Source organism: Pseudodesulfovibrio aespoeensis Aspo-2, assembly GCF_000176915.2.
GTDB classification, from domain to species: Bacteria; Desulfobacterota; Desulfovibrionia; order Desulfovibrionales; family Desulfovibrionaceae; genus Pseudodesulfovibrio; species Pseudodesulfovibrio aespoeensis.
The window spans coordinates 1,838,346-1,851,472 of sequence record NC_014844.1 but is presented as its reverse complement, the minus strand read 5'-3'; the positions used below and the strand labels follow the sequence as shown (position 1 = coordinate 1,851,472).

Genomic DNA, 13,127 nt, shown 5'->3' with positions numbered 1-13,127 from the left:
TGGAGCCGGCCCTACCTGATCCCGACTGTTCTGAAGCTGCCGTCGCGCACAGTCACGATGAACACTTCGCGGGTCACATCGCCATACTCATCAAGGCTGAAGGAGCCTGTGACCCCCTGGATTCTCTCGCCCGAAGTCATGGCAGCGAGGAGTCCTTCGGACGAACCATCTGTTTTTTTCAGCCCGTTGGCCAGGGCCAGGACGCTCTCGTAGGCAAAGGCGGAAGCGAAATTCGGGCTGCTGCCGAAACGCGTCTCGTATGCCTTTATGAAGCTTGTGAAGGCCGGGCTTGGATTGTCCGAGGCAAAGTCGATGACAAAGATGCTCCCCTCGATGTCCCTGCCGCCCCAGAGCAGGAGCTTGTCCGTATAGGCCCAGGCCCCGGAAAACAGGCGTGCCGTGATCCCGGAAGAGCGGATATTCTGGGCGAGGGTGACGAAATCCTGGGCCGGGCAGGTCAGCAGGATGGCGTCGGGATTCAACCGCTGCAACTCTGCCATGATCGCGGTCCAGTTGGTGGCCCCGGAGGCGGAATAGGCAAAGCTCGACAGGAAGGTGCCACCCAACTGCTCGAAGACCGAGGTGAAGGTCTCCTCAAAGGTCATGGAGTAGCTCAGGTTGTCTGTTTCCATGATACTGGCAATTGTTCTGATGTCCAGGATGGTCCGGGCGTATGTGGCCAGCGCCCGGCTCTGGACAGGATTCTCGACCATGACGCGGGTGAAGTTGTCCTTGATTCCTGTCAGCAGCGGGGTGGAGGTGGTCGGCGAGATGAGGATGATCCCGCTTTCGTTGACATAGGGCAGGGCGGCCATGGATTGCGAGCTGGTCATGTGGCCGATGATGGCGACCACGCCCGCGTCGATCAGCGCCGTGTCAGCGGCCAGGGCGCCCTCTGCCGTGTTGCCGTCGTCTTCGGCAACGAGCTTGAGCGGGCGGCCATTGACGCCCCCGGCCTTGTTGATGTGCTCCACGGCCAGCAGGGCGCCGTTTCTGCCCCCCACGCCCATGTCCGACACCTTGCCTGTGAGCTGTCCCGAAAACCCCACCAGGATGGGCGAACTGTCGCCACAGCCCGGCAAGGCGAACAGGATGAGGCACAGGGCTGTGAGCAGGGCACCAGGAACAGAGCCTCTGACCATGGCTTCCGGCAACGCTTTCCACACATGACGGCTGAGTGTGATCATGCAACGAATCTAGTTCAATATGGAAAAGAGGGCAATTATAACGAGAAGAAAATATCAAGGTCAGCAGAAGGCTTCGGACGGAGATCCTCCGTGTGAACAAAGCTGGCGTTCTCCCGCCCCCAAGGCAGAAAGCCCTGATCGACGGTGTCGATCAGGGCTTCGTGACGCGAATGGGGGGGATGCAAAAAATATCGTTTGCCCCCAATAGGTTCCCACCAGCAATTCGCTATCCAGTAATCTTCCCCTGAATCTGCCGCTGCACATCCCGCCCCTGGTCATCGACCTTCACGGCCATGAGGAAAAGGGCCTTGCCGTTGCCTTTAGCTTCCCACAACGCGCCGATGTTCTCCTTTTCCTTGGAGTCATCGCCACTGACGAGGTGCTGGCCCTTGTACTCCACCGCCAGCGTGCGTCCGTCCGACAGTTTGGCCACAAAATCCGGGTAGAACCTAGCGTTCGAGAGCGGCAGCCAGAAAGAACCCTGCTGCCGGTCCACATTGCGCACCCACCATTCCACTTGCGGGTTTGCGTCCAGGGCCAAGGCGCATTCGAATTCCTCGCCCTTTGATTTCAGGTCGCGGACCAGCGGGTAAAAGTGATTTTTGAAGCGGTAGACTCCCGTATAGGCTTGGATGCTTTCCGCATAACCGGAAGCGGGGAAGGCCAGGGCATTGCTGAAGCTCGTCTCCACCTTGGCCTGGGGCGCAAAGAGCAGAAGCTGATAGCCGTCCTTCAGCCCTTGTTCACGCAGGCGTGAAAGCTTGTCCTTCAAGGCTGCCGCTAGGGCATACTTCGCACGGCAGAGCGTGGGCAGCGCAACAGCGCTGCGTTCCAGGAGCGAAGCAACGCAACGACGGCAGAACTCCAGCATGTCGGCCTGCCGCACATCCGGGCGGCGGCACTGACGGTCCAGCCAGCGAACAAGCTCCAGGTTGTTCCACTCCGAGGCCGAGGCCAGCAGGGAGAATTGCACCTGGGCATTCTCCAGTTCGTAGCGCATCTGCTCCCCGTCCAGGTCAAAGCGGAAGGTGCGGGCAGTTTCGTCATAGTCGAATTCGCCCGGCTCCATGCGCACGGTGTGCTTGAGCGGGGTCCACTCCGTGGCAAGGAGAATGGTCTCCTGTTCGGGGAGTTCCAGGGAGCCCCATACCTCCACCATGAGCCGGGGCACGTCAAACCGTTTGCCCTGTTGCGACGCCGTGGGGGGCTGCGCGGCGCGCACCCGCGCCCGGTGCAAGGCCACGGTGCTGCGGATGTCGTCTTCCTTCTTCGGGTTGGCGGCAATGAGCGCCGTCTCCAGTTCGGTCGGGACCATGCCCGTGCACGCCACCTGCACCGTGCCATCGGCATTGGGGGTCACGGACACATACTCCCGGACATCCTCATGGAGGGTTTCCAGGTTCGGGGCCTTGGGCAGCGTGATGGTCATTGGCGGCGGCTCGGATGGCGTTGCCCCGGTGGTCTTGAAAAGGGGCATGGCGGAAAGGTCCACCTCTGGCAAGACGAGCTGCACCTGTTGCAGGTTGGCTGCGGCCTCGTCCTCGTGGAAGCCCATGTTCATGAGCCGTGCGTGCATGCCTTGGGCCGCTTCGGCAAAGGAAGAGGAAATGACGTGGGCATAGGCGTTGTTCAGCTCCGGTATGGCCCGCCGCTTGGCATAGGGCATCCGCATGACGCGCCCCAGGAGCTGTTCCACGTCCGTTGCCGACCGGATATTGGCCACGGAACAAAATACATAGGCAAAGGAGCAATCCCAGCCCTCTTTCAGGGCTTCGATGGTGATGACGAAATTGACCGGACACGTCTTGTCGAACAGGTTGATGCCGTCCAGTTCGCGCTGTTCGCCCGTGGCAACGGCGATTTCCGATTCCGCCACGCCCTCATTCTCCATGAGGTGTTTCCTGACCGCGTCAACGGTGTGGGGCTGGTTGATCTTTTCGGCCTGGATAAGGACAATGGGCCGGATGTAGTTCTCCCTATCGCCTGGGGCCAGTTCAGCCAGCTTGCGCCGGGTCTGCACCGCGCCGTTGATCGCCTGTTCCCAATTGTCATGCTCCGTGAGCATGAAGGGCAGCTTGACCATTTCTTCGGCCTTGAGTTCCGAGGCGTACACGCGGAAGAGCACGTTGCTTTCCACGGGTGTGGCGGTCAGCTCAATGACGCAGGCAGGGTTGATGCGCTGCATCATTTCACCCGTGAGGCCGGACACGGCCTTGTGCGCCTCGTCAACGATGACCAGGGGTCTGAGTTGATGCAGTATGTTTACGAAGGAGTAAAGCACCTGGCCGTGTTCGTCCCGGTCCAGGCCGGGCGCGACATTGGGCAGGCCCGCAAAGTGCGGCTCGAAATTCTCATTGTGGCCGTAGACCTTGCGGACCTCCTTGTTGCTCTCGGCAACGCGCAGGGTTTGCATGGTGGCGATGATGACGCAGACCTTGTCGGAAAAATCCTTGGGCCGGATATTGACGATGTCGCCAATGTCGAACACTTCCACGCGATCCTGGCCGTAGATGGAATCCAGGGCTTCGCGGTAGGGGTGCGAGCGTTTTTTCAGGGCCTCGACTGTCTGCTGGCGTATCATGTTGGTGGGCACCAGCCAAAGCACCAGCGGGAAGTCCCGCTCCATGAAGGTGCGGCCCGCTATTTCCACGCAATGGGAGGCCAGGAGCGTCTTGCCGCCGCCCGTGGGCAGGCGCAGGCACACATAGGGCACATCCGTGAGCCCCCAGCGGTGCGCGTAGCTCTGCGGGCGCGTGTCTGTCGGGCTGGTCTTCACGAAGCGTTCAAAGGCTTCCTTGGGGCCGATGACGCGGGCAGAGGCGAGGTATGTCTCCAAAGCCGCAAGGGTGCGCTTCTGGTATTCCTTCAGGGTGAACATGCGTGAGCTCCTTTAGCGGCCCTTGATGTCATAGGGGGTGTGCTTGAACGTGATCCGCTTTTCCTTGAGGCGGCTTTCGCCGAAAAGGCAGCGTTCCCCATAGATGACCTTGGGGCCGTCGTGCGCGGGCAGGCCTTCCAGGATTCTGGCCGTAAGCACGTTGCCGCCGCCCACGCTCTTGTCTTTCAGAATGCCGTTGTAGAGCAGGTAATAGGCCGTGCCCTCGCGGATGCCCAGGAGCGGGGAATCCGGGGCGTTGGTCAACGGGGTCTTGGTCTCGGAGAACCAGACGTGCGCCCCAAGCTGGGCGAAAGTGATGCCCTGGCGGATGCTGCCGTCATCATTGAAAATGGGCTCGCCCAGGCGATAGAAGCGGAATCCGCCGCCGCCCTGCCAGTTCACGGCCTTGGAGATGCCGCCCTGTTCGCCGTCAATGACCTTGCGCAGGCGCGGCGCGCAGTGCGTCACCGCGTGTTCGCCCATTTCAATGCCGATGTAGCGGCGGCCCATTTTATGGGCCACGGCAGCGGTTGTGCCGGAGCCGAGGAAGGAGTCTAGGACGAGGTCGCCTGGGTTGGTGCAACATTCAAATATTGAATGAATCAATCCTTCAGGCTTTGGGAACTGAAATTTTGATGCTTGCCCAAAAAGCTTTACACTTTCGGATGTTCCCTGTTGGGTATAAAACCCATTGATAATCGATGTAGGCTTTCTGCGCCGTTCTTCGCCCGTTTCATCTCTCAAGTATTGCTTGTAGGAAACTGTCACTTTACCGTTCTTTTCTGATATAACAAGTTCATCATTTGCCAATGCGCGTTCTGCACGTTCTCGCGACCATTGCCATTGCTTTTCTGGCCATATTTCGCGGCCATCTGCCAGTATTAATGGATAACGTAGGTTTTGTCGTTCATCCATGCTGGTAGTGGCAAGTGCTTGTAATCTAAATGACCCCCTCGCAACAAACTTGCTATCTTTATATGGGGCTGTGCCAGATAACTAGCCCATATACCTTCTAACCCACTGTTTCAGCTGTTTAAACTGACTTCGCGGATTGCTGTTATTAAAACGCCACTCGCATTCCTTTAAAAACAGAGAAAAATGCTTGGTTGGAATGCCGTTGAATTTCCTCATATGGCGTTTGGCCTGGTTCCAAAAATTCTCGATTCCATTGATGTGGTTGTGGCTATCTGCAAACAGCTTCGAGTGGTTGATTCGGAAGTGTTTGAATGCTGACACATCGAGGACATTGTAGCCATACCAGCAGTCCGAGTAAACCACACTGTCTGGCTGGATTCTTTCCTGAATAATGGGAAGCAAGGTTTTACCTTTTGCATCAGGAATCACCTGTGTATATACCTTCCCACCCCTTTTAAGGATTCCAAAAACAGGAACCTTACCAGCCGCCCCACGTCCTCTTTTGCCCTTTCGCTTGCCACCGAAGTAGCTTTCATCGACCTCAAATTCGCCAAAATCCATCCCTTCACAGGACTCTTCTTCCGCTATGATTTCCCGGAGCCGGTGAAAGTAATAGGCGGCTGTTTTGACGTTCACACCAACCAGATCAGCAGCACAACGAGCTGTCGTGCCGGCAACAAAATGTTCGATTAAACGAAGCTGCTTGTCCTTGCTCAAACGACTTTTTCGCATTGCCATACTGATAACCCAGAGGAGTTATCTGGTACAGCCCCCTTTATATTTGTAATATTTTTTCGCTGCTTCAGGATCTGGAGGTAGCCACAGGTCTGGTAATCTATCAAGAGACTTTGCGTAGCAGAGTATATGTTCGTGTAGACCGACAAACCAACGGGCCTTGGCACCTCCTCCATAGCTCTTTTGCCAAACAAAGTTGGCAAGGAAGTTGCCACGACCGAATACCTCATCCATAATGACCTTAAGATAGTGCACCTCATGATCGTCAATAGATGCCCAAATAGCCCCGTCCTCAGTCAGTAGTTCTCGCAAAATCTCAAGGCGCGGATATAAGACGGACAACCACTTGGTGTGCTCCATGTTGTCGTCATAATGCTCAAAAGCGCTCTTTGTGTTGTAGGGCGGGTCGATGTAGATGCATTTCACTGCGCCCGCATAATAGGGGAGCAGGGCTTTGAGGGCGTCCAGATTGTCGCCCTGAATGAGTATGTTGCCCGTGGCTGGGTCGCCGTGGGAGTGTTCGTCAACAGCTTCCAGCAGCCGATAGGGCGCGAGGCCGGAGAGCTTGAGGTCTGTTTCGCGGGTGAGCCAGTGCAGGGTGGGCATGTGCTTCCTTGGTCCTGAGTGCGGGGATTGGCCGCCCGGCCAGGCCGGGCAACGGCCTGAACTCTACAGAAAGCCGCATGGATTGACTAGAGGGGAATGCAGAGACGAAGGAGGAATCATGGGCGAGAATTGGCAATTGCAGGATTTCCCGCCCCCAAGGCAGAAAGCCCTGATCGACGGTGTCGATCAGGGCTTCGCGGCGCGAATGGGGGGTGGTGGAGGGAACGCCGACCTACCGCAAAACAGTCTCAAAGCCCACGCTCCTCGTAACTACTTGATAATAAACGCCGAAATCATCTCGCACAACCACTTCCCGCCAACCCGACCAGAGAAACGATTTTCTCCCCTGATTTCCCGGCACCGGACGAGGGTGACGGGTTTGCAGTAAAAACGGATACCTGGCGTTGAGCCGCAACAACTTCGAATCTGGTTTTCGGACGCCGGTTCGGTTCCCAAATCAGAAATCGAACAGTTCGCCGAGCAGATTCTTTCGTTTGTGGTGCTTGTGTTTGTAATCGTGATGGCGGTCCCCCTGGGCATAACGCTGCTGGTCGCGCCCAAGATCCTGATAGGGTTCTTTCCGGACCGGTGCAGCCTCCTGCGTCGACCGTTCGATGATCTTGTCCAGCTCGCCACGATCCAGCCATACCCCGCGACATTCAGGGCAATAATCGATTTCAATGGACTGTCTTTCCGTCATTACCAGATTGGTTTCTTTGCACACCGGGCATTTCATTGCACGTCTCCTTTCTGTTAAATAAAACATGAGCATAAACTCGTATCATTTTTTTGCCAAACTCGTCTATTCCAAACCTGCTTGCCATTGATGCCGCATGGCCGGACAACTCGTGTCGCAACGTGTCATTTTCCAGCAGGAGCTGTACTTTTTCTGTCCAGGCGGAGATATTCTGCATCGTTTTAAATCCGGTCATGCCGTCAACAACAAAATCATCGATGCCGCTGGCCCTGATCGACACAACGGGCATTGCGCTTGCCATCGCTTCAAGGATAACCATCCCTTGTGTTTCCGAGGTGGACGCGAAAACAAAGATATCGCCCAGGCTGTAGTAGGCTGGCATGGTTTCGGGAGGAACCGCGCCTGGAAAGAGCACGGTATCCTGTAAACCTAAAGTCTCGGCCATCTTATAAAGACGTTCCCGCTCAGGGCCTTCACCAATAAGAACAAGCTTGAATTTCCGCGAACAATGCTTTGTCAGACGGGAAACCGCTTCGAGCATGAAGTCTATGTTTTTCTCGGCGCTCAATCTGGAAACACTCAACAGCACCAGTTCATCGTTTGCTATGCCAAGCTCAGCGCGCAATCGGGCTCCTTCCAGTTCAGACAGTTTGGCAAACTTGTCGGTTTCGATACCTGTAGGCACGACGAACACGGGAGTCTTCACGCCAATCATGCGAAGATAATGCTCAGAAGCTTCCGTAGGAACGACGATGGCGTTGCATCGGTTGCCGAGCCGCCGCACCAGCGCGTGGGAAAGAAAATTACGAAACAGGGCTTTGGGCAAAGGGACTGCGTAAGAAAAATGTTCCAGCCGTGTATGGTAGGTGTAGACCGCCGGTATCATTAATCGCCTTGCCATCCAGAGTCCTACTGTTCCCATCCAGTAGGGATGATGGATATGAATCACGTCAGGCGCGAATTCGCGCACTTTTCTGATTGCCGCCAAGGAGAAAATGTTTGGCACCACGATCCCCTTGTCGGCCGCTTGCCTAAAAAGACAAGGAAGCCTGAAGACATCACGTTCTACCGGCGGCTCTACGCTTTGTTCGTATTGTGGTGCCAGAATCAGGACGTTATGCCCCAGTTTTTTGAGAACTGTAGAGAGTCGATGGATCGAAATCGGAACGCCGCCAATAAAGGGCAGATAGCTATTGGTGAACATGGCGATCTTGATCTCTCGATCAAGATTCGGTTCGGATGGCTGATTGAAATCAGGATAGTAATCCCGTTCTTTCAACAGGAGTGAATATAGCCAGTAAGCGCTGACAATGAGAAAGCAAACAATAAGCAGGTAATTGAGATAACCGACATAGAACAGCGAATGAATAAAAAACCAGATGCTTTCAACTGTACGAAAGACCGTGTGCTGTCCGATATTCAGCCTGACAGGTTCGATATCCACCTGGCTCCGGCTGACCTGGACCTTCACGTAATGATAAAAACTGCGATCATTGTTGAGAACAAATCCACCTGCGCCACCCGTCACAACATAAGGTGTACCGTTGTATTCCTGGACTGAAAAGAGCGGCAAATTCGACGAGAAGACCGCTTTTATTCTGGAATCCCGAAACATGGGCATGAGAAGACTACGGAATTCCTCATCTGACAGATAATCATCTTCGAAATCGAATGTGCCTTTTTTGTCAACCGGCAGAAGAGGATGCCCGACGAAAAGGAAAACATTCTGATTCGGACCGACTTCAAGCTCTTCCTCCAGCCAGCGGGCCTGCCACTTAAAGGAGGTTTTTCCGGAGCTGTCGAGAAAGATAAATCTGCTGTTCCCCGCTGAAAATGCGAAAACATATGGCCCGTAGTGGTCATAGTATCGGAACCCACCAAAAGTGCCGTGCTCGTTATCGCCAAAAGTCAGGAGATAGGGTTTTTCAAGATGACCCATGGTCCGGTGCAGTGCGCGGTATTTATCTTCGCCCGCACCGCTGACCGCGTTTCCGGCGGAAACGACAAACGCTACATCGCTCTGGTTGAGTTCGGGAATGATCTTTCGCTCAAAAATGCCCACAGAGTTATTGATGTTTCCAACAACGGCGAAACTGAACGTCTCTTCTCCATGCAGAATCGATTCGACGCTCTCAACCTGTTCAGCATGGACGGCACCGTAGTCCTGTTCAAAGAAATTGAGGTAGATCTTATAGAAAATAACCAGGAACAGAATAAGCATGTTCAGATAGAAGAGCGCCCGCCACCATGACAATCTAGCCATTGCCAATCCTCCAACGGGTCAGCTCATGCAAGGTTACGGGGATTCCAATAAGCATGCCGAGGTAGATGGTCAAAAACCGCCAAACCAGTATGATGCCGACCAGTTCGGACGCATGAATGAGCGAGGCGAAAAACAATCCGAAAACACCCTCGGCAAATCCAGCACCTCCAGGCGACGGCGCGAAATACATGATACAGGTCGACACCACCAGTAGGCCGGTGGTTGTAAAGTAATTCGTCTGATAGCCCGCGCCCCAGAACAGTACAGAGGGGAACGAAAACAAAGAAAGGAGGAAGATAAAGGTAAAGAAAACGGAGAGGAATACGTATTTCATGTCCCCCCGAACGTAAATTTTCAAACAGCGCGAGAATCGTACCGCTTCCCTGAGAAATTTAGCTTTGATACGCCGCGTTCTTTCATGGCTGGTGAGGCGCAACCAGACCAGCCCTTTGGCGGCCAGGTCGAAGAGCCGCAGCAGCCAGCGTAGACGAAACAACAACACGAGAAAACAGGCGAGGTAGCCGATGGCGACACTGGCCAAAATCCAGCCGACACTGGTCATCATGCCGCCATCCCGGAAATACGGCATTCCCGCGACAAGGAACGGTATGGGGAGAAAAATCAGAAACATCGCAATAAACGTTCGAATGGTTGTCGCCGCCGTGGCCGTGCCAATCGAAACGCCACGTCGATAAAGAAACCAAACCTGGGCAAAACCTCCGCCAGTCGCCATGGGGGTAATATTGGAAAAAAGAATATTGATGAACGTCAGTTTGCCGAGGTTTCCTGCGGCGAGGTTGTGCCCCGACGCCTTGAGAATGAAGTGCAGGCGCAGTGCATCACTGACAAAATAAATCGTCAGAAGCAGGACGAGTGCGGAAATAACCGGCCAGGACCACAGGTGCTGATTGATAGAAAATGACTGTGCGCCGACCTGCCGATAAATAAAAAAAGGCACGCCACAGCTCAACCCAAGAAACAGTAAGGCGTAAGCAGTCCAGCGAGCCGAAACTGCCTTTTTTGTATCCTGCCGCGAGGTTTCCAGGCCTTTTACGCTCACCGACCTACGCTTCATGCCAGTACCGTTGTAACCAGGTAGGCTGTGTAACCAATGTAACAGGCCAGCAGCACCGCGCCCTCGATGCGATTGATACGTCCCGGCCCACGAAAACCGTAGCCGAAAACGAACAGCGATAGGGTCAGGACGGCCATCACCAGTATGTCGCGGTTGAAGACCTCCGGCCCGACCGCCATGGGATGAATTGCGCCAGCGATACCCACCACCGCCAGGGTGTTGAACAGGTTGGAGCCGAGGATATTACCGAGGGCGATGTCATGCTCCCCCTTGCGGGTGGCGATAATCGACGAGGCGAGCTCCGGCAGCGAGGTGCCGACCGCGACGATGGTCAGGCCGATAATCAGGTCGCTGACCCCGAATCCATGGGCGATCTCCACCGCGCCCCAGACCAGGATGCGGGAGCTCACGATAAGCGACACCAGACCCACCACCAGCCAGAAGACCGCACGGCGGATCGGCATGGCGCGGACGTCGAGTTCCTGCTCCATCTCGCTCCCAAGCGCATCGGCTTTTTTCTGCATACCCTGCCAGATGGTCCAGGCCATCAACCCGCCGAATACACAGAGCAATACCACAGCATCGAACCGGGTGATCTCGCCATCCCAGAGTTGCCATGCCGCCAGGGCAGTCACGCCGGTGAGGATTGGCAGTTCCTTGCGCAGCACCTGCGAATGTACGGCGATGGGACTGATCAAGGCCGTCACCCCCAGGATCAGGGCGATGTTGGTGATGTTCGAGCCGTAGGCGTTCCCCAGCGCGATGCCCGGGTTACCCTGCGAGGCGGCCAGCGCCGACACCACCATCTCCGGCGCGGAGGTGCCGAACCCGACGATCACCATGCCGATCAACAGCGGCGGCATCCCGAAATGGCGGGCGGTGGAGGCCGATCCCTCCACAAAACGGTCGGCGCTCCAGACGAGAAGCGCCAAACCAAAAACAACAGCGAAAAAGGGCAGTGTCATACCGCCCCCCTTTTTATATCAGACTGTCCAGCAAGGCTCTTGATCAGCCCCGCGACGATCTTCCGCAAATGGTTGTACCACTCGTTCATCTTCTGTTTAATGGTTATCAGCAGGTTTTTTTGTGTCTCTTCAATGGATAGGGCCTTGCCTTGAATCTGCAGGCTTATTCGTTCGGCCCGCAAGGCCGGATCGGGATGGCTGGAAAGAAAGGAATGGCCACTACCCAGACCGGCAAGTTTGTTCAAGGCCGAAACCACATCCTCGGGTGGATAACCTTGCGCATTGAGGAAGGAAAGGCCATAGTCATCCGCCACTTTCTCTTCAAGCTGCGAGAATTGCGCCGCCGTCAAACGTTGGACCAAGCCTCCCAATTGCGAGCGGGCAATATCCGCCACCACTCCCTCCTGCGCCGCCAGGCCCTTGCGCAGGGCGCTGGCGGCATAGGCAAGGCGCAATTGGTTGGCGGTGTGCTGTTTCACGATGTGCCCCATTTCGTGGCCGATCACAAATTGAAGTTCGCCATCATCAAGCATATCCATCAGGCCGCTGAAGATCCGGATAGATCCGTCCGCCACCGCAAAGGCATTCACCTCGTCGCGCAAATAGACCTTGTAATTGAAGGTGTAGCCATCCTGCTCATGCAGATCGCCAACCAACGACCGCAACCGTTTGGCATAGTGATTGTCGGCCGGAGCAATCGCCTGCTCGCTGTCCATGAAGGCCGATGACTTCCCAGCCAGTTCCGCTACCTGCTCCCCAGAAAGGGTGATGGCTTTATAGGCATCAATTCCAGCCTCGGTGGCCATCTGCATATCGGTGTTCTCGCAGCCTGTGAGAAGTGTGGCCAACCCGGCCATCAGCAGGAGAGAAAAAAGGCGTTCGTACCAAACCCGCTGGACAAGGCTGCATGCATCACTGGCAAAGGCGAGCATCATGCACCAGCCTCCGCCGCCTCGGCTGTCCCCGGATTTGCCACGACATGGACGCTCCGTTGCGGAAATGGAATGGTCAGCCCCGCCTTCTCGATTTCCTCTTTGACTCGTTTGTTCAAATCCCAGCAGGTTTGCCAATAGTCTCCAATGGTTGTCCATCCCCTGAGCTGGAGGTTCACGGAACTTTCGGCCAAGGAGACAACCATCGTCTCTGGAGCCGGGTCCTGCAAAAAACGCGGCTCTTCCACCGCTATTCTTTTCAACACATCAAGGCCGGTATCTATAGAATCGGAATAGGCGATGCCGATGACGATATCCATGCGGCGCTTGCCATTACGGGTATAGTTCTTGACGCTGTTCCCCCAGATCACGCTGTTCGGCGAGGAGATGTAAAGGCCGTCGAATGTCTCCAGGATGGTGGTGAAAAGATTGATCTCTCTGACGGACCCCATGACAGAACCGATCTCGACAAAATCACCGGATCGGAATGGTCGCAGAAACAACAACATAACTCCAGCCGCGATATTGCTTAAGGTGTCCTTGAGCGCCAGGCCGACAGCAATGCCGGCAGCACCCAGTAAAGCGATGATGCTCGTCGTGTTCACCCCGAAAATATCAAGAATGAACACGCCGCCAATGATATAGACCACATAGGTAGCCGTAGCGCACAGGATAGGCACCAGAGTGGCATCAAGCTTCTCAAAGCGGTCATTTGCCTTATTAATCGAACGCCTTACACCTTTGGCGACAAGGGTACTGGCAAAAAGAATCGCGACGCACAACAGGGCCTTATAGCCAATACCGATAATGCTTTCCGAATGGGAATTCCAAAACTCAACTATCATTTTCATTTACACTCCTCCTCTTTCCTTTC

At 55.3% G+C, this 13,127-nt stretch carries 12 protein-coding genes; 1 reads left to right on the top strand and 11 read right to left on the bottom strand.

Features of this window, described 5'->3' with window-relative positions; all coding sequences use genetic code 11:
• Window positions 1-11: 11 nt before the first annotated feature.
• From DAES_RS08375 to DAES_RS08355, 5 genes are all read right to left on the bottom strand, one after another.
• The gene (locus DAES_RS08375) at window positions 12-1,142 is read right to left on the bottom strand and encodes an ABC transporter substrate-binding protein (RefSeq protein ID WP_013514598.1); all 1,131 of its coding nucleotides are present in this window, start codon (window positions 1,140-1,142) and stop codon (window positions 12-14) included.
• A gap of 271 nt (window positions 1,143-1,413) precedes the next feature.
• Entirely contained in the window at window positions 1,414-4,065 is a 2,652-nt protein-coding gene (locus tag DAES_RS08370; protein ID WP_013514597.1) for a DEAD/DEAH box helicase, read from the bottom strand.
• A 12-nt stretch (window positions 4,066-4,077) separates the two neighbouring features.
• Window positions 4,078-4,980: a DNA methyltransferase gene (locus DAES_RS18030; protein WP_083808642.1), complete on the bottom strand. Its 903-nt coding sequence runs from the start codon at window positions 4,978-4,980 to the stop codon at window positions 4,078-4,080.
• 81 nt (window positions 4,981-5,061) lie between these two features.
• Window positions 5,062-5,712: an IS1595 family transposase gene (locus DAES_RS08360; protein ID WP_013513076.1), complete on the bottom strand. Its 651-nt coding sequence runs from the start codon at window positions 5,710-5,712 to the stop codon at window positions 5,062-5,064.
• A 24-nt stretch (window positions 5,713-5,736) separates the two neighbouring features.
• Window positions 5,737-6,321 (bottom strand): site-specific DNA-methyltransferase, encoded by a 585-nt coding sequence (locus DAES_RS08355; RefSeq protein WP_049776391.1) that lies wholly within the window; start codon window positions 6,319-6,321, stop codon window positions 5,737-5,739.
• Window positions 6,322-6,439: 118 nt separating this feature from the next.
• On the opposite strand from DAES_RS08355, the gene DAES_RS08350 reads away from it, so the two are divergent.
• The gene (locus DAES_RS08350; RefSeq protein ID WP_013514596.1) at window positions 6,440-6,709 is read left to right on the top strand and encodes a hypothetical protein; all 270 of its coding nucleotides are present in this window, start codon (window positions 6,440-6,442) and stop codon (window positions 6,707-6,709) included.
• A 69-nt stretch (window positions 6,710-6,778) separates the two neighbouring features.
• Here DAES_RS08350 and DAES_RS08345 read toward each other — a convergent pair whose 3' ends face one another.
• Genes DAES_RS08345 through DAES_RS08320 form a run of 6 tightly spaced genes read right to left on the bottom strand, consistent with a single transcriptional unit; the run spans window position 6,779 to window position 13,104 of the window.
• On the bottom strand, window positions 6,779-7,021 hold the full coding sequence (locus tag DAES_RS08345; RefSeq protein WP_236608390.1) for a TFIIB-type zinc ribbon-containing protein: 243 nt from the start codon (window positions 7,019-7,021) through the stop codon (window positions 6,779-6,781).
• Window positions 6,999-9,281 carry a glycosyltransferase gene (locus tag DAES_RS08340; protein WP_013514594.1) on the bottom strand — a complete coding sequence of 761 codons (2,283 nt, stop codon included), beginning with the start codon at window positions 9,279-9,281 and terminating at the stop codon, window positions 6,999-7,001. Before DAES_RS08340 ends, DAES_RS08345 begins: the two co-directional genes overlap by 23 nt.
• On the bottom strand, window positions 9,274-10,341 hold the full coding sequence (locus DAES_RS08335) for a lysylphosphatidylglycerol synthase transmembrane domain-containing protein (protein ID WP_236608389.1): 1,068 nt from the start codon (window positions 10,339-10,341) through the stop codon (window positions 9,274-9,276). Before DAES_RS08335 ends, DAES_RS08340 begins: the two co-directional genes overlap by 8 nt.
• 11 nt (window positions 10,342-10,352) lie before the next feature.
• Window positions 10,353-11,321 (bottom strand): calcium/sodium antiporter, encoded by a 969-nt coding sequence (locus tag DAES_RS08330; protein WP_013514592.1) that lies wholly within the window; start codon window positions 11,319-11,321, stop codon window positions 10,353-10,355.
• Window positions 11,318-12,256 carry a M48 family metallopeptidase gene (locus DAES_RS08325; RefSeq protein WP_013514591.1) on the bottom strand — a complete coding sequence of 313 codons (939 nt, stop codon included), beginning with the start codon at window positions 12,254-12,256 and terminating at the stop codon, window positions 11,318-11,320. The genes DAES_RS08330 and DAES_RS08325 overlap by 4 nt, the downstream gene beginning before the upstream one ends.
• Window positions 12,253-13,104, bottom strand: coding sequence for a mechanosensitive ion channel family protein (locus DAES_RS08320; protein ID WP_013514590.1), 852 nt, complete (start codon window positions 13,102-13,104; stop codon window positions 12,253-12,255). The genes DAES_RS08325 and DAES_RS08320 overlap by 4 nt, the downstream gene beginning before the upstream one ends.
• Window positions 13,105-13,127 lie beyond the last annotated feature (23 nt).

Bases quoted from the DNA above. Each gene is read 5' to 3' on its own strand.
- DAES_RS08375 (WP_013514598.1), bottom strand. From the start codon at position 1,142: ATGGTCAGAGGCTCTGTTCCTGGTGCCCTGCTCACAGCCCTGTGCCTC.
- DAES_RS08370 (WP_013514597.1), bottom strand. From the start codon at position 4,065: ATGTTCACCCTGAAGGAATACCAGAAGCGCACCCTTGCGGCTTTGGAG.
- DAES_RS18030 (WP_083808642.1), bottom strand. From the start codon at position 4,980: ATGGATGAACGACAAAACCTACGTTATCCATTAATACTGGCAGATGGC.
- DAES_RS08360 (WP_013513076.1), bottom strand. From the start codon at position 5,712: ATGCGAAAAAGTCGTTTGAGCAAGGACAAGCAGCTTCGTTTAATCGAA.
- DAES_RS08355 (WP_049776391.1), bottom strand. From the start codon at position 6,321: ATGCCCACCCTGCACTGGCTCACCCGCGAAACAGACCTCAAGCTCTCC.
- DAES_RS08350 (WP_013514596.1), top strand. From the start codon at position 6,440: ATGGGCGAGAATTGGCAATTGCAGGATTTCCCGCCCCCAAGGCAGAAA.
- DAES_RS08345 (WP_236608390.1), bottom strand. From the start codon at position 7,021: ATGACGGAAAGACAGTCCATTGAAATCGATTATTGCCCTGAATGTCGC.
- DAES_RS08340 (WP_013514594.1), bottom strand. From the start codon at position 9,281: ATGGCTAGATTGTCATGGTGGCGGGCGCTCTTCTATCTGAACATGCTT.
- DAES_RS08330 (WP_013514592.1), bottom strand. From the start codon at position 11,321: ATGACACTGCCCTTTTTCGCTGTTGTTTTTGGTTTGGCGCTTCTCGTC.
- DAES_RS08325 (WP_013514591.1), bottom strand. From the start codon at position 12,256: ATGATGCTCGCCTTTGCCAGTGATGCATGCAGCCTTGTCCAGCGGGTT.
- DAES_RS08320 (WP_013514590.1), bottom strand. From the start codon at position 13,104: ATGAAAATGATAGTTGAGTTTTGGAATTCCCATTCGGAAAGCATTATC.